Annotated in this window: 22 protein-coding genes and 1 tRNA gene; 3 read left to right on the top strand and 20 right to left on the bottom strand. The window is 40.8% G+C overall.

Going from position 1 to position 20,479, the window contains the following annotated elements:
- Nucleotides 1–455: 455 nt before the first annotated feature.
- A complete protein-coding gene (gene metK, locus HMPREF1517_RS06210; RefSeq protein ID WP_004182622.1) occupies nt 456–1,649 on the bottom strand; it encodes a methionine adenosyltransferase in 1,194 nt (397 codons plus the stop codon).
- 279 nt (nt 1,650–1,928) lie between these two features.
- On the opposite strand from metK, the gene birA reads away from it, so the two are divergent.
- Nucleotides 1,929–2,867, top strand: coding sequence for a bifunctional biotin--[acetyl-CoA-carboxylase] ligase/biotin operon repressor BirA (birA, locus tag HMPREF1517_RS06205; RefSeq protein WP_037600211.1), 939 nt, complete (start codon nt 1,929–1,931; stop codon nt 2,865–2,867).
- Here the strand turns inward: birA and HMPREF1517_RS06200 are convergent.
- From HMPREF1517_RS06200 to miaA, 4 genes are all read right to left on the bottom strand, one after another.
- On the bottom strand, nt 2,854–3,039 hold the full coding sequence (locus HMPREF1517_RS06200; protein ID WP_002883500.1) for a DUF3272 family protein: 186 nt from the start codon (nt 3,037–3,039) through the stop codon (nt 2,854–2,856). The genes birA and HMPREF1517_RS06200 overlap by 14 nt on opposite strands.
- 267 nt (nt 3,040–3,306) lie before the next feature.
- Nucleotides 3,307–4,959, bottom strand: a complete 1,653-nt coding sequence (gene dnaX / locus HMPREF1517_RS06195) for a DNA polymerase III subunit gamma/tau (protein ID WP_037600209.1) — start codon at nt 4,957–4,959, stop codon at nt 3,307–3,309.
- Nucleotides 4,959–5,459, bottom strand: a complete 501-nt coding sequence (locus HMPREF1517_RS06190) for a GAF domain-containing protein (RefSeq protein ID WP_332252407.1) — start codon at nt 5,457–5,459, stop codon at nt 4,959–4,961. Before HMPREF1517_RS06190 ends, dnaX begins: the two co-directional genes overlap by 1 nt.
- Nucleotides 5,460–5,492: 33 nt before the next feature.
- Complete coding sequence (gene miaA / locus HMPREF1517_RS06185) at nt 5,493–6,404, bottom strand: tRNA (adenosine(37)-N6)-dimethylallyltransferase MiaA (RefSeq protein WP_037600203.1); 912 nt, start codon at nt 6,402–6,404, stop codon at nt 5,493–5,495.
- A gap of 75 nt (nt 6,405–6,479) precedes the next feature.
- On the opposite strand from miaA, the gene HMPREF1517_RS10300 reads away from it, so the two are divergent.
- Both HMPREF1517_RS10300 and HMPREF1517_RS10585 read left to right on the top strand, forming a co-directional pair.
- Entirely contained in the window at nt 6,480–6,656 is a 177-nt protein-coding gene (locus HMPREF1517_RS10300; RefSeq protein WP_002883513.1) for a DUF3042 family protein, read from the top strand.
- Between the two features lie 288 nt (nt 6,657–6,944).
- Complete coding sequence (locus tag HMPREF1517_RS10585; RefSeq protein WP_037600200.1) at nt 6,945–7,328, top strand: hypothetical protein; 384 nt, start codon at nt 6,945–6,947, stop codon at nt 7,326–7,328.
- Between the two features lie 195 nt (nt 7,329–7,523).
- Here the strand turns inward: HMPREF1517_RS10585 and HMPREF1517_RS06175 are convergent.
- The 15 genes from HMPREF1517_RS06175 to HMPREF1517_RS06105 form a co-directional block, all read right to left on the bottom strand.
- A tRNA-Arg gene (locus HMPREF1517_RS06175) sits at nt 7,524–7,595 on the bottom strand.
- Nucleotides 7,596–7,645: 50 nt separating this feature from the next.
- Entirely contained in the window at nt 7,646–7,993 is a 348-nt protein-coding gene (gene rplS, locus HMPREF1517_RS06170; protein ID WP_002883489.1) for a 50S ribosomal protein L19, read from the bottom strand.
- 127 nt (nt 7,994–8,120) lie between these two features.
- A complete protein-coding gene (locus tag HMPREF1517_RS06165; protein ID WP_037600195.1) occupies nt 8,121–9,347 on the bottom strand; it encodes a voltage-gated chloride channel family protein in 1,227 nt (408 codons plus the stop codon).
- Nucleotides 9,344–9,628 (bottom strand): chorismate mutase, encoded by a 285-nt coding sequence (locus tag HMPREF1517_RS06160; RefSeq protein ID WP_037600189.1) that lies wholly within the window; start codon nt 9,626–9,628, stop codon nt 9,344–9,346. The genes HMPREF1517_RS06165 and HMPREF1517_RS06160 overlap by 4 nt, the downstream gene beginning before the upstream one ends.
- Nucleotides 9,629–9,701: 73 nt before the next feature.
- Nucleotides 9,702–11,237: a ClC family H(+)/Cl(-) exchange transporter gene (locus HMPREF1517_RS06155; protein ID WP_037600186.1), complete on the bottom strand. Its 1,536-nt coding sequence runs from the start codon at nt 11,235–11,237 to the stop codon at nt 9,702–9,704.
- Nucleotides 11,238–11,287: 50 nt separating this feature from the next.
- A complete protein-coding gene (locus HMPREF1517_RS06150; RefSeq protein ID WP_002888085.1) occupies nt 11,288–11,731 on the bottom strand; it encodes a flavodoxin in 444 nt (147 codons plus the stop codon).
- A gap of 367 nt (nt 11,732–12,098) precedes the next feature.
- A complete protein-coding gene (locus tag HMPREF1517_RS06145; RefSeq protein WP_037600183.1) occupies nt 12,099–12,470 on the bottom strand; it encodes a hypothetical protein in 372 nt (123 codons plus the stop codon).
- Between the two features lie 12 nt (nt 12,471–12,482).
- A complete protein-coding gene (locus HMPREF1517_RS06140) occupies nt 12,483–13,202 on the bottom strand; it encodes a matrixin family metalloprotease (protein ID WP_037600180.1) in 720 nt (239 codons plus the stop codon).
- A gap of 119 nt (nt 13,203–13,321) precedes the next feature.
- Nucleotides 13,322–14,104 (bottom strand): alpha/beta hydrolase, encoded by a 783-nt coding sequence (locus tag HMPREF1517_RS06135; protein WP_037600171.1) that lies wholly within the window; start codon nt 14,102–14,104, stop codon nt 13,322–13,324.
- Between the two features lie 134 nt (nt 14,105–14,238).
- The gene (locus HMPREF1517_RS06130) at nt 14,239–15,900 is read right to left on the bottom strand and encodes a ribonuclease J (protein WP_037600162.1); all 1,662 of its coding nucleotides are present in this window, start codon (nt 15,898–15,900) and stop codon (nt 14,239–14,241) included.
- A gap of 179 nt (nt 15,901–16,079) precedes the next feature.
- Nucleotides 16,080–16,838 carry an ABC transporter ATP-binding protein gene (locus tag HMPREF1517_RS06125; protein WP_037600160.1) on the bottom strand — a complete coding sequence of 253 codons (759 nt, stop codon included), beginning with the start codon at nt 16,836–16,838 and terminating at the stop codon, nt 16,080–16,082.
- Nucleotides 16,835–17,704: an ABC transporter permease gene (locus HMPREF1517_RS06120; RefSeq protein WP_002883493.1), complete on the bottom strand. Its 870-nt coding sequence runs from the start codon at nt 17,702–17,704 to the stop codon at nt 16,835–16,837. Before HMPREF1517_RS06120 ends, HMPREF1517_RS06125 begins: the two co-directional genes overlap by 4 nt.
- 9 nt (nt 17,705–17,713) lie before the next feature.
- Nucleotides 17,714–18,715, bottom strand: a complete 1,002-nt coding sequence (trpX, locus tag HMPREF1517_RS06115; RefSeq protein ID WP_037600158.1) for a tryptophan ABC transporter substrate-binding protein — start codon at nt 18,713–18,715, stop codon at nt 17,714–17,716.
- A 135-nt stretch (nt 18,716–18,850) separates the two neighbouring features.
- The gene (locus tag HMPREF1517_RS06110; RefSeq protein ID WP_037600156.1) at nt 18,851–19,072 is read right to left on the bottom strand and encodes a DUF4649 family protein; all 222 of its coding nucleotides are present in this window, start codon (nt 19,070–19,072) and stop codon (nt 18,851–18,853) included.
- A gap of 184 nt (nt 19,073–19,256) precedes the next feature.
- Nucleotides 19,257–20,479: LPXTG cell wall anchor domain-containing protein (locus tag HMPREF1517_RS06105; protein ID WP_156921850.1), on the bottom strand; the 1,223-nt coding region annotated here is incomplete at its 5' end.

The following is a 20,479-nucleotide window of genomic DNA, read 5'->3' as shown; positions in this document are numbered from 1 at the left end:
TTTAAAGAGCGTCCCCTTTACTTACGCTCTATCCCTATCTTACAAATCAAAACATCGGTATGATAACCCTATCCCAATACCATATCACATAGCACCAAGTACCAAGTACCAACAAGCAATCATTCAACTCTCCCCAAAAGAGTTAAAATATTACAAACAGGTTGGCTTCGAGTTACTACTACCCATGTTCCCTATTCATATAGACACTATAATTATAGCATGTTATTTTTATTTTTCAACTTTTTTTCAATTTTTTATTATTTTAATGTATGTGACAACCATTATAATGAAGTCGTTTGAATTAAACGTTCCTACTTAACAAATACTAATCAAATGATATTTTTCTATATTTTAATAAATAATAATTAAACAGGCTTTTGTATTTAAATGGCTTTGCACATAAAAAAATCAGAATTCCTATTAAAATTCTGATTTTTTATTTCTAATTCTATTTCTTAATGATTGACGGCTTCTTTCAACGCTTCAACCTTATCCAATTTTTCCCATGGAAGATCGATGTCAGTACGTCCCATGTGACCATAGGCCGCTGTTTGACGGTAGATAGGACGTTTAAGATCAAGCATTTGAATGATACCTGCAGGACGCAAGTCAAAGAGATCACGGACAGCAGCTTCAAGTTTGCTTTCAGCAACTGTCGCCGTTCCGAAGGTATCGACACGGACAGACACAGGATTAGCAACACCAATAGCATAAGCCAATTGTACTTCTGCTTTCTTAGCAAGACCAGCAGCTACGATGTTTTTAGCAATATAGCGAGCGGCATATGAAGCTGAACGGTCAACCTTAGTGGCATCCTTACCTGAGAAGGCACCACCACCGTGTCTTGAGTAACCACCATAAGTATCAACAATAATCTTACGACCAGTCAAACCAGAGTCCCCTTGAGGTCCTCCAATAACAAAACGGCCTGTTGGGTTGATAAAGAATTTTGTCTCGTCATCCAAGTATTCGGCTGGAATAACTGCTTTAATGACTTTTTCAATGACGTCTTGACGAATTTGATCGTTAGTTGCTTCAGGATCGTGTTGCGTTGAGATAACGACAGTATCAACACGTACTGGTTGGTCATTCTCATCATACTCAACAGTGACCTGAGATTTAGCATCCGGACGAAGGTATGAAATCTCACCAGATTTACGCAAATCTGCCAATTTTTTAACCAATTTATGTGAAAGGCTAACTGGAAGTGGCATAAACTCTGGAGTTTCATCAATAGCAAAACCAAACATCAAACCTTGGTCACCAGCTCCGATAAGATCAAGTGGGTCTTGGTCACCAGTTCCACGAACTTCAAGTGATTCATTGACACCTTGAGCAATATCTGGAGATTGTTCGATCAATGATGGGTGAACCCCAACAGATTCTGCTGCAAAGCCGTATTCTGCATTGTTATATCCAATTTCAGCGATAGTATCACGAACCACACGGTTAATGTCCACATAAGCTGTTGTAGAAACTTCACCGAAAACGTGGACAGAACCAGTGTAGACAGCTGTTTCTGCTGCAACGTGTGCATCTGGATCCTCTGCTAAAATCGCATCAAGAATGGCATCTGAAATTTGATCTGCAATTTTATCTGGATGCCCCTCAGATACAGATTCAGACGTGAAAAGTTTACGTTCTGACATATAAAATGTCCCCCTTTTAATATGAAAAATAGTATTAGATAGAACAGATTTGACCGTCTCCTAATAGGTAAAACGCTATACTCCTAATAGAGCTAGACGCCGTTAAAAAGTTACAAAGAACCAACAGCCAACCCTAGGATGACTATTGCCTTATCGGGACTTAATAACTACCTTCCATTATATCATGTTTTTTCAGTCTAGTCATATAGTTATTTATTATCAAGCCTTATCAATAATTTATAGTGAGCATTTTACCATCTTTTGTATTATACTTAGGATATGAAAACTTATGAACACGTTTATGACATCTTATCGAAGAGTCCTGACTTTGTGACGGGAGAGAGTTTGGCTAAAAGCCTTGGTGTCTCACGGACAGCTATTTGGAAGGCAATCCAAACACTACAAGAACAAGGAATTGACATTACAAGTGTACGGAAGAAAGGCTACTATTTAGAAAAGGGAGATATTCTTCTTCCTCAAGACATTTCTAAACAACTCAACATTCCAGTCTACTTTAATCCAGATTCTAACTCTACCCAACTTGATGCTAAACATGGCATGGAAAAGAATAATCCGACGCCCGCACTTTATCTGGCATCAAGTCAAAAAGCGGCCAAAGGACGATTTGATCGTCACTTCTTTGCCATTCCACAAGGTGGTATCTACATGAGTATCCACTTAAAGCCAAACTGTTATTTTGCCGACTTACCACCTTATACCATGATGGCGGCAGCAGCTATTGTCAAAGCTATCCAGCGTCTAACCGGTATCAATACAGAAATCAAATGGGTTAATGACATTTACCTCAACAACAAAAAAATGGCTGGTATCCTTACCGAAGCCATTAGTTCTATCGAATCTGGTCGCATCACAGATGTCATTATCGGGGTTGGGCTTAACTTCTCAATCAGTGATTTTCCTAAAGAGTTAGCCAATAAAGCTACAAGCCTTTTTACTTCTGAAAAACCAAGTATCACTCGAAACCAGCTTATTTCAGAAATTTGGAAGCTCTTTTTAACCATTCCAACTAGTGATTTGGTTAAAGTCTATAAAGAAAAGTCCCTCGTTTTAGACAAACAAGTGACCTTTGAACAAGCTGGAAAGACTTATACTGGTGTTGCTAAAGAAATTGGCGACAAGGGCCAACTTCTCGTTCTTACTGATGATGGTCAGGAAAAATGGCTGAGTGCTGGCGAAGTAAGCCTTACTTCTTGGTAGACTTGTCGGCTGCACGCGCAATGCGTGAAACAACATAGGTTGTCCAAAGACGACGAAATAATAAATAACCAAAAAAGGCTGTAAAAAAGTAATAGCCGTGCTGTAAACTGTAATTAAAACAAACCGTTTCAAAAATAGTTTCAAGCGTAATAAACAAAATTTGTTGAATCATAAGATTATTATATCAATAGATAGAGCCTAGGACAAGCAGTCTAGGCTCTTTTCATTTTTACAAGGGTAAACCTTCCAAATATCAGCTTCAGCAATCAAACAAATAATACTGAGTTGCCTCTCTATCTAATTTCTAGACTTAGACCTAAAAAGGTCCACTGGACCTTCCTCGCTTTTTCATTTCTGGGCTCGGACCTAAAAAGGTCCACTGGACCTTCCTCGCTTTTTCATTTCTGGGCTCGGACCTAAAAAGGTCCACTGGACCTTTTTAGTCCTCTATTTCTACAACATCAGAGAGAAATTCAAGTTCTTGCGGGATATATTCTTCACGATCTTCTTTTTCTAATTCTTCCTTGGATTTGAGGCTTCGTGCAAATTCTGTTCGGAGTTTTTCAAATTCTGCTTTTGGAACAGCCATAATATTGGGTGAGAAACCGGCAGCTGAACTCATGATATTGCCAAACATATCATTGAGATCACTGCGTTTCATGACCTGTTCAGCATTAAAGGCAGCATTAAAAGCCAGGATGGCATTTTCCTGATTGGCTAATACAGGCTCAGATCCATTCAAAAGGGCCCTATTTTGTGGGCTAATAGAATCCAAGATTTCAGGCCATGTTGCCTTTAGAGCATCCAAACACTGGCGTGATTTCTGCGGATTTTCCATCGTTTCACGCATAATAGTGAGAATCTTTTCACGATCCACCTTATACTGATAAGCAGGTTTGGCTTTTCGAGTTGGTGCTACTTCTCCTTGAACTTTGCCCTCTTTAAGAGCTTTACGTAGGCCTTCTACTTCGCGACGAATACTATCTAACTCTTCTTGTAAATTTCCTGGAATTTCTTGTGACATCTGACTGTGGGTTTCTGACAATTTTATAGTCAGCATCTCCGCATAGATTTTAGGATGTGTTCCAGTTTTAATTTCTGGCAAGGCACTTGTAACCAAGTCAATCAATTGGAAAAGTCGGTCTTGCTCCAGAGAAAGATTCTCTTCAAAAAGGGGACTATGATGACTGTTCTCTCCACCCGCTTTGACAATCAAAAGATCACGAAAATACTCCAAGAGATCAGTCGCAAAACGGCTCATAGACTTACCATTATCAAAGAGGGTTTCGAGATTTGATAAAGCTTGCGTAGTATCTTGATTGCGAACGTTAGCGACGAAACTATCCAAAGCTGTCAAACCAATAGAACCAGTGATTTCTTCAGCTACGGCTTGGCTGACATGATTGTCAGGAGACAGACTCAGTGCTTGGTCTAAGATTGACAAAGCATCACGCATACCACCTTCCGCACGACGAGCAATAATAGTCAAAGCCTCATCATCAAAGGTAAGTCCTTCTTTTTCCAGAATTGAAGCCAAGTGCTCTTTAATAGCTCCCTGCTTGATCGATTTAAACTCAAAGCGTTGAACACGAGAAAGGATAGTTGCTGGAATCTTATGTAATTCGGTGGTCGCTAGGATAAAGACCACATTTTCAGTTGGTTCTTCCAAAGTCTTCAAAAGAGCATTGAAGGCACCTGTCGAAAGCATGTGAACTTCGTCAATAATATAGACCTTGTAAGTCGCACGACTTGGGGCATAGGTCGATTTGTCACGAATTTCACGAATCTCATCAACACCATTATTTGAAGCCGCATCAATCTCAATAACATCTTCGAGACTTCCGTTTGTAATATCGCGACAAATATCACAGTGATTACATGGCTCCCCACCAACTTGATTAGGACAGTTCATAGCCTTGGCAAAGATTTTCGCCGCACTGGTTTTACCGGTACCACGTGGCCCAGAAAAGAGATAGGCATGGCTGATTTTCCCTGACTCTACCGCCTGTCTGAGCGTGGTTGAAATCACTTTTTGACCAACCATTTCGCCAAAGGTCTGACTACGGTATTTACGATATAAGGCTTGATACATTAGTTTACCTCAAACATTCCAAATGTAAACTCGGTTTTCTCGAGTAGAATTTTGACAAATGCTTCAAGATAATCTTGGTCTACGTCGTTGTAGTCTCCTACTTGGTGAGAATCCAAATCGAGAACACCAACTAATTTGCCATCTTTTACCATTGGTACAACAATTTCACTTCGAGCAGCGGAATCACAAGCGATGTAATTAGCGTGTTTGGTAACATCTTCGACAATTAAGGTTCTATTTTCTGCTGCAGACTGGCCACAAACACCCTTACCTAGGGCAATTCGAACACAAGAAACATTGCCTTGAAAAGGGCCAAGGATTAACTCATTATTTATATTATCCATCAGGTAGAAGCCTGTGAACACAGAATTTGGTAGAGTTGTATTCAAGAGAGCCGAGGCATTAGAAAAGTTGGCCAGAGCATTGTCTTCATTGGCAAAAAGTGCCTTAGCCTGAGCTAGCATTATTTCATAGGCTAATTTTTTTTCTTCGTTAGTCATAACTACCATTATATCAAAGATAGGTCCTTAAAACTAAGATTGACCTACCTTTTCTCCTTCCCTTTCATTTAAAAATAATTCAAGATCATGAATGACATTTTCAGGATATTCTGGACTAGAAATCTGATAAAACTTAACAGTCATCCGATTTCTGAACCAAGTTAATTGACGTTTAGCAAATCGACGCGTATTTTGCTTAAGTCTTTCCAAGGCTTCATCCAAGGTCTGATTCCCAGCAAAATAAGGAAACAACTCCTTGTAACCTATACCACGAGCTGACTGGGCGTCAGGATAATTATCATAAAGCCACTTAGCCTCTTCCAAGAGTCCAAGTTCAACCATCTTGTCCACTCGTGTATTGATACGGTCATAAATCAAGGAGCGTTCATCATCTAATCCGATAAGAAAGGGGTCATAAGTCATCTCAGTATTTTCAAGATTCTTCGAAAAACGATGAAGTTCAAGTGCTCTAGTGGCACGACGTCGGTTAATCTCCTTAATCTCAATACCCAAGTCATCGATTTTGTCAAAAAGTTCCTGATCAGATAATTGCTCTAATTCTGAGCGATAGGCTAAAACCTGTTTCTGGTCTACCTGTCCTCCTAGGTGATACCCTTCTAGAAGGCTTTGTAAATAGAGACCTGTCCCTCCTACTATAATAGGCACCTTGCCACGACTAACAATATCAGTAATGGCAGCCTCTGCCTCTGTCACAAAATCATAGGCTGAATAGGACTCGTCAACATCGCGAACATCAATCAGATGATGCACTGCTGCTGCCTGCTCTTCAGGAGTAGCCTTGGCGGTTCCTATATTCAATTGTCGGTAAACCTGCTGGCTATCTCCTGAAATAATTTCTCCATTAAAGCGCTGGGCCAATTTAATCCCAAGCGCCGTTTTTCCCACAGCAGTAGGTCCAGCCACTACAATAAGTTTGGTTTTCATAATGTTTTCACTTGCTATTCTAGATATTTTTTTAGATAATATAAGCATATTATAACATATACGGAGGATAGTCTCATGGCTAAAAAACATTCATTCGCTAAAGGTGTCGCTACTGGCGTTATCGGAACTGCTGCTACTGTAGCAGGTGCTGTCTTCGCAGTTAAGAAAACCATTATCGAACCAGAAGAAAAGAAATTGGCTTTCATCGAAGAAAACCGTAAAAAAGCAGCTCGCCGTCGTGTAAGCCGCTAATAGTTAGGACCAGGGAAACCTGGTTTTTTACTGTAATTTTTACTCTTCATCTATGACTAAGAACGGAGCCAAATTTGAAAAGAAAAGAAAAAAATATAATATCATTACCTTCTCTTTGCTAGCTTTCTTCTTTTAGATGTTTTTTTATCAAAACATTTAAAAGAACCTGTAAAGCCTGCAGCAAAAACGCATCACATCTCTCACACCCTTTCATCAAAAAGTAGTTCATCTCATAAAAAAGAGAAGACCAAATCTTCAACTACTACTTCAAAAGAAGATGAAAAAAAGATGCTAAAGACGAAAATAAAGATCAAGCATCTCCTTCAGTTCAAGCACCAAATCAAAAACAAAACAACCAAACATCCAACCAAGATGGAAATCAAGAAAAGTCCAAGCCTGCTGAAGGTGGACGAGGTTGGGGCGGACCAGAAGATGGCTCCTATGCCACAAACGGAGGAGGCGGTGGAGGTCACGATGCAGCCTTCGCCGCAGGTGCTGGTGGAGGAAGCAATCGTGCAAGCTCAACCAATCAGAGAAATGAGTGGGTTGACGACGTTGATAACAATCCTTACGAGTACCCACAAGCTTCATCAAGCACAGATACAACTGCCAATTCCAATTAATGAGTTAACAGAATACTTAACATCATCTGTATTCTATTTTGAGCCCTAGTTAGGATTAATCCTGACTAGGGTTTTTCTTATAAAAAAACACCTATAGTTCAATAGGCATCAAATAGATTTAACTTAAATTTAGGGCAAAGTAGCTTAAAACCTTATCGTTACAAGCCCCAAAAGAACATAATGATAAAAAGATAAAAAAATGTGGACAAAATACTTTAAAACCGCATGGTTAAAGGCTTAAAAATGTCCCCTGCCGGAATCGAACCAGCAACGACTCCTTAGGAGGGAGTTGTTATATCCATTTAACTAAGAGGACTTATGAAAAAATCTGCCACGAGGACAGATTTTTTATGTGAAATCTGTAAATTATTTACGGATTTCTTTGATACGTGCAGCTTTACCTTGCAAAGCACGCAAGTAGTAAAGTTTAGCACGGCGGACTTTACCGTAGCGTACAACTTCAATCTTTTCAACACGTGGAGTGTGGATTGGGAAAGTACGTTCTACACCGATACCGCTTGAAATTTTACGAACTGTGTACATTTCTGAGATCCCTTGACCTTTGCGTGAAATAACTACACCTTCAAAGATCTGGATACGTTCGCGAGTTCCTTCGACAACTTTCGCGTGAACGCGAACAGTGTCACCAGGACGGAATGATGGGATGTCAGTACGAAGTTGACCTTCTGTCAAACTTTGGATCAATGGATTCATTTTTATATACTCCTATCTTACTAATCTTAAGAGCAACCTCTGTGTCTCAGCGGATTAGCCGTTATTTTTGTGTGTCCATTACACACTCTTAGTATCTTATCAAAAATTTATCAGGATGTCTAGTATCTTATTGCATTTCTAGCATTTTTTGTTGTCCATAAATGCTCGTCTTATGATTAATGAGATAAGCAAAAGCCATGACAATCGCATAAGGGAGTGCATTAGCGGGACCAAAGACTTCAACGCCAATGAAAATAGGCGCTAAAAGGGTATTGGTACTGCTACCAAAGACAGACAGATAGCCTAGACCTGCTACAAGTGGAATTGGAAGGCCTAGAACTGGTGCTAAAACAGCACCAAGACTTGCTCCGATGGCAAACAAAGGAGTTACTTCCCCTCCTTGGAAACCAAGAGATAAGGTAAAGACGGTAAGGAGCAATTTCAAGAGCCAATCCAATGGATAAATGGTACCACCACCAACACTTAAAGCAATCAAATTCGTTCCAAGACCTGTATAGCGTCCCTTCCACAAAATCAAAAGAAGACAGGTTAAGACGACACTTCCTAATAGAACACGATAATAGGGATTTGGGAGCAGACTTGCCACTTTCTTTTTAGCTACTGATAAGAGATAAGCAAAGAGATTTCCTGCTACACCAAAGACCAGACCTAAAAGAGCTAATTTAACAAAGGTCCCAAGGTTAATAGTCAAACTATCGGATACAAAGTGACTAAATTTTTCAAGACCTAAAAGATGGCTTGTTGTACTAGCCACAAAAGATGCAATAAGAGTTGGTACTAAAATTGGTAGGCTTAACTGTCCCAGGATCAAGACCTCAAGAGCAAAGAAGGTCGCAGCGATTGGTGTTTGGAAGAGCCCTCCAAAACCAGCTGCCATCCCCATGGTCAAGAAAATGCGTGAAGCATTAGGGATCTTAAAATAGCGACTAAAAGCATGGGAAACTGTGGCTCCGAGCTGAACAGCAACTCCCTCACGACCTGCAGATCCCCCGAACAGGTGGGTCAGCCATGTGGTCACAGTCACAAGTGGAATTAACCTTAGGGGGACTTGATCCTCCTCATTATGTCCTACCTTGAAAATCAAGCCCATTCCCTGTGCTGCCTTGCCAGCAAGCTTTTGGTAAAGGTAAACTATCAAAAGGCCTGCTAAAGGAAGTGCTGGGACCAGATAAAAGATATGCTGGTCACGGTATTCCGAGAGTCCTATAAGCACGCGCCCAAAAACAGCATCAATCAGTCCAACCAGCACCCCTAACAAGATTGCATAAAGACTTAACATTACTAAATGTAAGTAAGAAAGACCTTGACTATCACTTAATTGTTTTACTTTCATTCTAGATGCCTACTTTTTTCCAGCTTACTTGCTTGATAAATACGTGAATGCTTCATAATATCCGCAAAACTTGCGACGATAGCTTCTTTATATTCGGAATTAAGGACACTAGCGCCTACCTTGTCTAACAGGGCCTGCTCTCGTTCGGGATCATAAATCGCCTTTCCGGTGCGTTGTTTATAAGCACTTACTCGAGTTACCAATTTCATACGTTCTTCCAACAAAGCCACAATCTCATTATCAACGGTGTCAATCTGTTGGCGAATCTCATTTAAGTCCATACTGACCTCCTTTTTTCTCTTCATTATAACAAAAATGACCTGAGGACAAAAGAGCCCCAAGCCATTGAATTGCTTATAAAAAGAGTTTTCTTACCTGACTGATATTACTTTCATTAACAACCAAATATAAGGTTGCTCCTGCTTTTAGACGTGTGTCTCCATGAACAACCTCAGACTGGTCTTGAAAAATCTGAGTGGAAATCAAAACCCCGTCAGGTAAGGTTAAATCCTTAACCAATCGACCAGCTAAACTATCTGTAACTGGTAAATCAATCATCGTCGGTATATTATCAACTTGTTTTGGTTCGTGGGCAATCAGATTGTGAAGCATGGCTTCATAGACAGGTTCTCCTCCCATGAAATCCATGACGAGATAGGCAATCAGGGTCACAACTCCGATTGTCATCAATTGGTGAAGGTCACCCACCATCTCAGTCACTAAAATCATAGCAGTTAGCGGTGCCTTAGATACCGCACCGAAATAACCAGCCATACCAAGAATGATAAAAATAGGGAACTGACTGACTTGTAAGAATCCTAGATTTTCAAAAGCTGCCGCAAAGACGCTACCAGAGAGAGCACCTAAAGTCAAAATGGGCAAGAAAATCCCACCAGGAAAACCTGAACCAAAGGACAACATACTCCAAATAAAGCGAATAGCCAAATAAAGAATGGCCACAGTTAGAGCAGGATGTAAACCATTTAGGGCAAGAATCAATTCATTCCCACCACCTAAAAGATATGGAAAATAGAGGCCTATAGGAATGATAAAAAGAACTGCCAAAAGGCCATGAAAATGAGATGGCAAGTGGAAGATTTTCCCTAACCCTTGGTAGACCTTACCAATACGTAAGACAACCCACTCATAACCGTATCCAAGCACACCTAGAAAAATCCCCAAGACAATAAGAATCCAATAATCTTTCAAAGGAAATACTGGTAATTTTTCTGTCATAGCAAGAACCGGAACCTGACCAAAGATCCGTAAGGAAACAGCATTAGCCACTAAAGATGCCGTTAAAGCGGTCACCCAAACATGACGCGAGAAATGATGATAGACTTCTTCGACGACAAACAAAAGACCGGCAATCGGGGCATTAAAGGCAGCCGATAACCCTGCTGCCGCTCCTGCAGCAATCAAGACGCGCTTTTCACGTGCAGAGAGCTTAAGACTCTCAGCTAATCCCTTAGCAGTCATGGCGCCTAGTTGAATACTAGGTCCCTCACGTCCCAGCATAAGTCCCATTGAAATCCCAAGGACTCCACCTAGGAACTTACGCCATAATACTGACCACCAAGACGGATGTAAGAGCCCCATCAGTTCCCCTTCAACATGGGGAATTCCTGAGCCCTTGATGTCTTTTTCCTGCTTAATAAGGTATCCAATAAAAAGTGCAATCAAGAGATTAACCAGGACAATTCCCAAAATCAGAAGTGGATTATGAAGGGCGTCTTTGTATATAGCTACAGAAAATGCGGCCCCTTTCGCAATTAACCAGCGAAAAAGACTTACCACTGCTCCTGCCGTCCCCCCCACTAAGAGCCCTCGCCAAACGGACCAAAGGAGATGTTGAGATTGCGTCCTAAAATCTCTTTCTATTTCATTCATAAAAACTCCATTTTTAACTACAATAAAAGCAGACTTTACTCTGCTTTTTCTTATGCTAATGCTTCTGAAATTTTTTCAGCGAAAGCTTCGAGGTTCTCGATATCTTCATCTTCAGCAGAAAGATCAACCTTGACACTATCTGCTCCTTTAGTCGCCCCTGTGAAAGTGAATTGATTTTCAAATTCATCAACTGAGTGACAGAAATAATCGTAGAAAGTATCTCCTGAACCTACAACACCAAAGATTTTACCTGACAAATCGAGATCAGCCAAATCTTCGTAAAAGTCAACGATTTCATCTGGCAACTCACCATCACCATAAGTGTAAGTCGCTACAATACAGATGTCCGCATCTTCAAAATCAGCGGCATCAACCGTTGTACACTCGTCTACATCTACAGTGTGACCCAATTCTTCCAATTTTTTGGCAACGATATCTGCGATTTCTTCCGTGTTACCGGTCATACTGGCATAAACGATTTTTGCTAAAGCCATAATGTCCTCCAAAATAATAAATTAGCTATATTATATCATATTTCTTCAGAAAATAAATGACCTAATAACTCAAAAAACTGCCCTGATTGGCAGTTTTAAATTGACATTGATTCTTCTTTTTAGACTTTTCTTAGGTGAGTGCGGACGCTAGCGACTTCCTTCGGAATTCCATAGCTAAGTTTTGAGCCTAGTGTCTCAAAACTTCCGAGTGCCTAAAGCTTTTAAACTTTAGGCACTTTTCTCACAACGAAAAGTCTTGTCTACAGCTCGTTCTGAAATTATTAAAGGAACTATCTCATTTCATCTACAGAAAATAGTCTATGTTTTGATAGCCAAGTCACTTGTTAGAGGAAACTAAAACTGCCCATCAGGACAGTTTTAGATTTTGTAAAAGTTCAAAATGTCGATAGACTAGCCATAAGCCAACACCAACTAACAGAATGATAATCACTGCTCTCATGAGACCTCTAAGAAAAGTCAAGAGCCAAGTGAGAAGCATAGAGGTGATTAGCCAACTCCATCCAGAAGCACTGTAAAGGGTTTGAATACTCTCTATGGAATGACTTGTCAGCGTTTTTACCCAAGTGGGAATATAAATCCAAATGCCATCACCTGATAAGCCCAAACGATTGGCAATCATGGTTCCTGTTGTTTGCAACCAAGTAAAGACCCCAGCATTGAAAAGAAAAAGGAAGGTTTGCATGGGGTAACGTCTAGCAAGGCGTTTTAAATAGCGCATGACAGCCCCTCCTTAATTAGCATAAAGAGCATGGACCGTATCAATATCCACCTGTTGAATCCCGTAATAAGATCCAGCGGATTGCATAACGGATGTCTTAGAGTCATCATGGTCTAAGCCAATAGCATGTCCCAATTCGTGTTCAGCTGTATTAACAATACGCTTGTGAGTATAACCAAAATCACTATTCAAGAGGAAGTAACGATTTAACTTTACATCCACATGAGTGATGCGATTGGTCAAAACATTGGTTTGACTATCTGCTAAACCTGCTGCCTGTGAATTCGCATCGGAATAGTCTGTCGCAACAATGTCAGCCGTTGAGGCATCATCAGTTAAAGTAAAGATGAAAGCACCCGTGTTATTCCAGTTGGTGATAGCTTCCTTATAGGCGGCTACCAAGGTTTCGTCTGTAGATTGTATGTAGATGCTGGCTGTATTTTGCGCCCATCTAGCTCCGTTAGACTCTGGAATAGTATCTGTCGTTGATAGGTTAGAGACAACTTTCTCAACGTCACTAGTACTGGTACCACTAAACCCTAGCTCTACTTGATGAAAGGCTTGGTTAATATTTGTGGCTAAGGTACTTGAAGAGTTATTGGCATAGTAGACGAGTCCATACCCAATGAGGGCTAGCACTAGGGCAAGTTTAAATATAGCCCAAATAAGATTCCAAATAAATTGTAAAAGAAGTTTGGAAATATAGAAGATTACTCTGAATAATTTTTTCATTATTGAGCCTCCTTTTCGAAACTTCCCTTAGTATATCAAGCTCTAATAGTTCTGACAAGTAAAAAATATCACTTTAAGCTTTTATCATCTCTTTGATAAGATGTTACAAACTTGACCTATTAAGACAAACGTTCTTCTTTAACGTAATCAATAGGTAACCATTCTAAGTAGGCTTCTAGTTGTTTTTCCCAATAATACCATTCATGTCTTCCATGGTCAGTGCGGTAGTCAATGTCCAAACCAAGAGCTTTCAAATCAGCCACTGCTTTGTTTTGAGAGTCAAAAAGGAAATCCTCAAGACCACACCAGGCAAAAAATTTGGTTTTCTTGTCATGTTGTTTGGCTAGTTTGACCAGTTTATGCTGCTCAATGTCTTTTCCTTCTAAATCTCCAAAGACACCTTGCCAGTATTCCTTAGACTCACTCGTTTCATCAGTAATCATCTCCACTGATAATCCAAGGGCACCAGAGAAGGAACCCGCACAAGCAAAGTTATTTGTCGTTAAGGCGAGTTTGAAAGACCCATAGCCACCCATAGAAAGTCCAGCGATAAAAGTCTTTTCACGCTTCTTAGTCATACTTGGGAAGAAACGTTGCATGACTTGAGGAAGCTCCTTAGCAATGGCATCGTAATACTTAACACCATATTTGGTATTTGTATACCATCCATTTTCAGAGTTAGGCATAATAACGATAAGATTAGTCTTACGAAGGAGACGCTGAATATTGGTACGAAAGGCCCAAGAATTATGATTGCCCCCCATACCATGAAGGAGATAGAGAACCGGAATGTCCGTATCACTTTCCGTTTCAGCAATCTGGTCGCGGTCTGGATAAATGACATCTACTTGACGGTACTGTCCTAGAACATCTGAAGAGTATTCAATTTGAAAAAAAGCCATTGTATTTTCCTTTCTAAATGTCAGAAAAGCTGGGGTATCCCAGCTTCTGCTTTAAGAAGAAAATCTTGTTGAGATTTACCTCTATTTCGATGAATGCAAGCAAGACGCTCACACCCTTATTGTAACATCAATGATTAACGTACTTCCATGACTACCGGAAGAATCGCTGGGCGACGTTTAGTTTGGTCAAAGAGGAACTTAGCTACATCGTCTCGGACAGCCCCTTTAAGTTCACCCCAATCGAAGCTGTCTCCTGCCAAGTAATTTTCAACGGTAGCATTGACAATGTCAGCAGCCTCACGGAGAATGTCACGGCTCTTCTTAACATAGACGAACCCACGAGTGTTCACACGCGCTTTAGAGACAATCTTACGTTCCTTCTTGTTCACAGTGATAGCTACGATAAAGATACCATCTTCAGACAAGACCTTGCGGTCACGAAGGACGATATTACCCACATCACCAATGGCATTACCATCAATCATAACGTCACCAGCTGGAACCGCACCTTCGTGAAGGAAACCTTGATCCTCAGACAAGTGCATGATATCACCGCGTTTAACGATATAAATATTTTCTGGAAGAATACCAACTTCCAAGGCTAACTCTGCATGGGCTTGAAGGTCACGGTACTCACCTTGGATAGGGAAGAGATACTGTGGACGAAGGAGATTAATCATCAATTGAAGTTCACGAGCATTGGCATGTCCAGATACACGAAGGCTCTGCGTAATCATCTTAACAGTTCCACCAGCCTTATAGATAGCGTTGTTGACACGTGCCACTACAGCTTCTTTAGCAATGCTTGGAGTTGTTACGATATAAACCAGATCTCCATCCTTAATTTGAACGTAACGGTGACGACCAACAGCCATCTTTTGGAGACCATCGATTGGTTCACCCATACGACCATTTTCAAGGATAATCAACTCGTGGTCTTCAAACTTGTTCATGTCTTTTGGTTTGACAATAAGTTTTTCATGCTCCACAGTCAATTTTTTGAGACGGATGGCTGTGCGAACAATATTTTCAACGTCAAAACCAGTAAGAACAACGCGACGTCCGTGATCAGCAGCTGAATCGAAGACTTGTTGAATACGTACCAAGTTTGAGGCAACTGCAGCAACAATAACACGTCCTTCTGCATCGGCAATGACTTGGTCAATTTCTTGACCAACTTCTGCTTCCGAAGCTGTTTGTTCAGTACTTGTCGCATTTGCTGAGTCTGACAAGAGGGCCAAAACACCTTCACGTCCAATTTCAGCCAAACGACCTAAATCAGTTTTGTAGTAAGGACGGGCAGCTTGGTCAAACTTGAAGTCACCAGTATAGACAATATTACCTTGGTCAGTGCCAAGAACAATCCCCATTGATTCTGGAATAGAGTGCGTTGTTTTGAAGAATGAAACTTCAGCATCTTCAAATTCAATTTCAGTTTCTGCATCAATAACATGGAAGTTATTGAATTTCTTAACGCCAGCATTTTTTACAAAAAGCTTAGCCAACTCAATAGTAAGTGATGACCCAAAGACTGGTACTTTGACGTCTTGCAAGATATAAGGTAGGGCACCAATGGCATCAGCATGTCCGTGAGTCAAGAAAATCCCTTGGATACGATCTCTATTTTCAATCAAGTAATCTAAGTTAGGAATGACAAAGTCAACACCTAGTTGTTCATTTTCAGGATACTTTAGACCAGCATCCAAGATAAAGATAGAGTCGTTAATCTCAACAATATAGAGGTTCTTAGCATTTTCACGTACTCCACCTAGGGCAATAATTTTAATATCGCTCATGCTTCGTTTTCTCCTTTTTAGTTTGACTCTCTTCTAGAGCCTATTTTTACAGACGGTCCAAGAAGCTGAACGTTCGTGCGAACAGTCTCCTTGTCGATTTACAGGCCACAACAAAAAGTTGCATACTCTTTAAGTATACAACTTTTTAGCTTATTTTACAATTTAGAGTCAGACGAGAGTTACTCAAACATAGCGTAGTAGTCTGTGATATCCAATTGACCTTTTTCTTCCTTGGTGAGGTCTTTGATGATTTGACCATCCTTCATTACAATTAGTCGATTTCCGTATTTAAGGGCATCTTCCATATGGTGAGTAATCATCAAGGCTGTCAAGTGGTCGCCCGTCACAAACTCATCGGTCAACTCCATGAGAGCCACACTTGTCTTAGGATCCAAGGCTGCAGTGTGCTCGTCTAGGAGCAAGAGCTCAGGACGTTTAAGTGTCGCCATCAAAAGACTGAGTGCCTGACGCTGACCACCTGAGAGGAGACCTGCTGGTGTATCTAAGTGTTTTTCTAAACCATTACTGATACGTTCAATCAGACCTTGAAATTCCTCTGTGTAGAGATGAATTTGACGTGATTTAAGACCTCGTTTTTCGCCACGGTATTTGGCAATCAAAAGATTTTCTGCAACCGTCATACGAGGAGCCGTTCCCATTTTAGGATCTTGGAAGACCCGTGAGAGGTACTTGGCACGTTTCTCAGCAGGCAGAGCCGTAACATCCTCACCCATGATAAAAATATGACCACTGGTCAACATAAGGGTCCCTGCAATGACATTGAAGAGGGTTGATTTTCCGGCACCATTTCCACCAAGAATGGTAATAAAATCACCTTCTCTAATGGTAAGATTGACATGGTCCAGGATGGTTTTTTCGGTATCAAAACCATTATTAACCTTAACAGTCGCATCTTTAAGTTCTACAATAGCTGTCATCGTGATAAGGTCACCCCCTTAAAGAATTTTCGGCGTAGGACAGGCGAGATCAAGCAAATGGCCAGAACAATCGCACTAAAGAGTTTGAGGTAGTTCGTGTTAAAGCCAAGAGCGATAACTGCTGTCAAAAGGAACTGATAGAGGATTGAACCAATACAGATGGCTATCAAACGTTCCAACAGAGTCAAGTTAGTCGCATAGAGGACTTCACCAATGATGATGCTGGCAAGTCCGATAACGATAACCCCAATACCTTTAGAAACATCGGCATAACCGTCCTGTTGGCTAATCAAGGCTCCTGAGAGGGCAATGATACCGTTTGAGATAACTAGACCCATCACTTCCATATTGTCTGTGTTGATACCAAAAGATTTGGCCATGTCTCTATTATCACCTGTGGCAATATATGCTTGACCTAGGCGCGTGTTAAGAAAGGCAATCAAGGCAGTGATAACAATGGTTACAGCAATGAGACCAACAATCAAGAGGTTGTAGTCCTTGCTGAAAGGAAGTAAATCTTGAATAGTCTTAATATCAAGAAGTCCTAGGTTGGCCCTTCCCATAATCATAAGCATGACTGAGTTAAGAGAAGTCATGACCAAAATCCCTGCCAAAATAGTAGGAATTTCTCCCTTAGTATAGAGGAGACCAGTCACAAGTCCAGCACCACAGCCGGCCAAAACAGCAACCAAGGTTGCTAAAATTGGGTTCCAACCAAAGTTCATAAGAGTTACTGCTACTGCCCCACCAAGAGGAAAGGAACCTTCTGTTGTCAAATCAGGAAAATCCAAGATACGGAAAGTCATGTAAATCCCAAGACCTAGGATTCCGTATAGAAGCCCCTGATAAATAGATGAAATAATCATAAGTCCTCCTTATTTATCAGCTTTAACAGCGATGTCTGACTGTTTAAGCACATCGTCAGGGATGGTGATGTTGAGGTCTTGAGCAACTTTAAGATTGAGCGTTGGAGTACCATCATCAATAACATCAACTGGGATATCCTTAACTTTCTTACCTTTAAGAACCTTAACAGCACTACGAGCTGTAGCTTTTCCAAGTTCATATTGGCTTTGAGCAACTGAGGCCAAACCGCCCTCTTTCACCATAGTATCGACAGTCGTATAAACTGGAATCTTAGCTTGGTTGGCTGATGAGATTACTGTTGAAAAGGCTGAGGCAATGGTATTATCTTGTGGCGTCCAGATAGCATCTACCTTACCAGTCATGACTGACATGGTTGTATTGATTTCATTGGTTGATGGTACGGCATACTCGACCACATTTAGGCCATCTTTTTCAGCGAATTTCTTAAAGCTCTCAACCTGTGATTTGGAATTATCCTCGCTTGAAGCGTAGAGAATACCAATTGTCTTAGCATTTGGTGTCAATGATTTGACCAATTCCACTGTCTGCTTAATCGGCACTTGGTTAGAGGTACCAGTGACATTGCCTTCTGGATGCTTGAGGTCCTTAACCAATTTGGCCCCAACAGGGTCTGAGATAGCTCCCATAATGACTGGAATGTCCTTGGTAGCTGCCGCTAGTCCTTGTGCTGCTGGCGTTGCAATACCGATAACGACATCATTCTTGTCATTGACCAATTGTTTAGACATGGTTTGAATTTTAGACTGGTCTCCTTCGGCATTTAGGAGGGTGATTTTAACCTTGTCCCCCTTATAACCAGCTTCCTTAAGACCATCCTCAATTCCCTTCTCGATTTGATCCAGGGCATCGTGAGTCACGAACTGGAGGATTCCTACTTTGACGACCTTATTAGCATCTTGGTGCTCTTTTTTGAAAAGATCTGTACCAATAGAACCGAGCGTCAAGATAGCTAAGAAAACCAAAGTCCAAATTAAACGCTTGTTTTTCATATGTGTCTCCTTCTATAAATTCTTCCTTTCTATTGTAAGTCATTTTCAGTCAATTAGCAATATTCTTAATTTATAAAAATTACCTTTCTCAAAGAAAAAGAATCAGAACACGATGTCTGATTCTTTTTCCTATTATTACTGATATTGTGTCAAGTCTAGCTTCATAATATAAAAGTAAAGGTCGCCATATTGTCCTTTGTAGCCAATATCATGTCCGTTTATAGTCACCTTAGTGACTGGCGTTGAATCTGGTAAGGCAATCCAACAAGCTTGCTGTGCTCTGACAAATTCATTGTAATCTTCAAAAGAAGTATGTTTTTCTTGCTTTGCAGTATTTAAATAAGTTACTTCAATCATCGAGGGATCTCCTTTTAATCCTTTAATTAAAGTCTAGATTACGCTTCCTAGAGAGTAAAGTCAATCATGACGACTTAAAAAACTAGCAGGCTAGGCTATACAAATAGACCCCATGGCAAATGCCATGAGGTCTATTTTAATTGGAATCTGGATTCTTAATGTCCTATACGACCGTTAAATCATTTTAACGTTTGCGTCGTTTTCCGCCATAGAGTCCAAATCCAGCTAGAAGACTTGCCAAACCAAAGATTGCAAGGTTTGAATCCTCACTACCAGTTTCTGGAAGTTGAGCTGTCTTATCACTTGGATTGATAAAGTGAGCTTCTTCTTTTGTTTCTGGAAGTACTGGAGCCTTAGGCTCTTCTGTTTGTGGAGCTGGCTGTGGCTCTGGTGTCGGAGTTGTATCCGGCACTGGTGTTGGAGTCACAATTTGTTTGTAGATGTGTTGAGTATTACCATTTTCATCTACAATTGTCTTCACAAATTCATAACCTGGGATTTCTTTCTTAGGTTGTTGGCCATCTTCGGTTGGATAACCAGGGATTGGCGTACCATTTTCATCAACGTATGACGTCGTTACTTTCTCGTAGACATGTTCGATATCACCATTAGGTAATTTCTTAGTTTCTACGAAGCGGTAACCTGGAATTTCAGCTTTTGGCTGTTCACCATCAACTGTAGGATATCCTGGGATTTCCTTACCTTCTTTATCAACAAACTTAGTGATTGGAAGGACAGTTGGTGTGTAGGTTGCTGAAGCCTTAGTTCCGTTAACATCTTCACGAACCACTGTGACTGCTGGGGCAGTTCCTGTAAATTCAGTTTCTGGTGTGAATGTTACAGTACCATCGGCAGCTACTGTGTAAGTTCCGACACCTGCAATAGTCTTAGTTGTTGAGCCATCTTCAAAGGTAGCTGGTACTTGGTTATTCATTGGTACACGGCTATCGCCTTCAGTGAAGCTTGGCTTACCTGTTTGCGTTTGACCTTTATTACCAATTGAAGTAACTGATTCTGCAGTTGGTGTTACTGGTGTTACGGTTGGTGTATAGGTAGCTGTAACGGCTGTACCGTTCTTATCAACACGTTTCACGGTCACACCTGTACCTGTTCCTGTGAATGCTTTTTCTGGGACGAAGGTTACAGTTCCATCTGGAGCAACTGTGTAAGTTCCTTCACCTGGAATAACTTTAGTTGTTGAGCCGTCTTCAAAGGTAGCAGGTACATCATCATCCATTGGGACACTTGGGTTACCAGGCGTAAAGCTTGGTTTACCTGTTTGTGTTTGACCTTGGATATCTGTAGATGTTGCTGGCTCTGAAGTTGGTGTAACTGGAGTTACTGTTGGCGTGTAGGTTGCTGAGGCTTTGGTTCCGTTCTTATCTTCACGAACCACTGTTACAGCTG

It is taken from the genome of Streptococcus sp. ACS2 (genome assembly GCF_000525585.1).
In the GTDB taxonomy this organism is placed as follows: Bacteria; Bacillota; Bacilli; order Lactobacillales; family Streptococcaceae; genus Streptococcus.
This window is presented reverse-complemented; position numbering and strand designations above follow the sequence as displayed.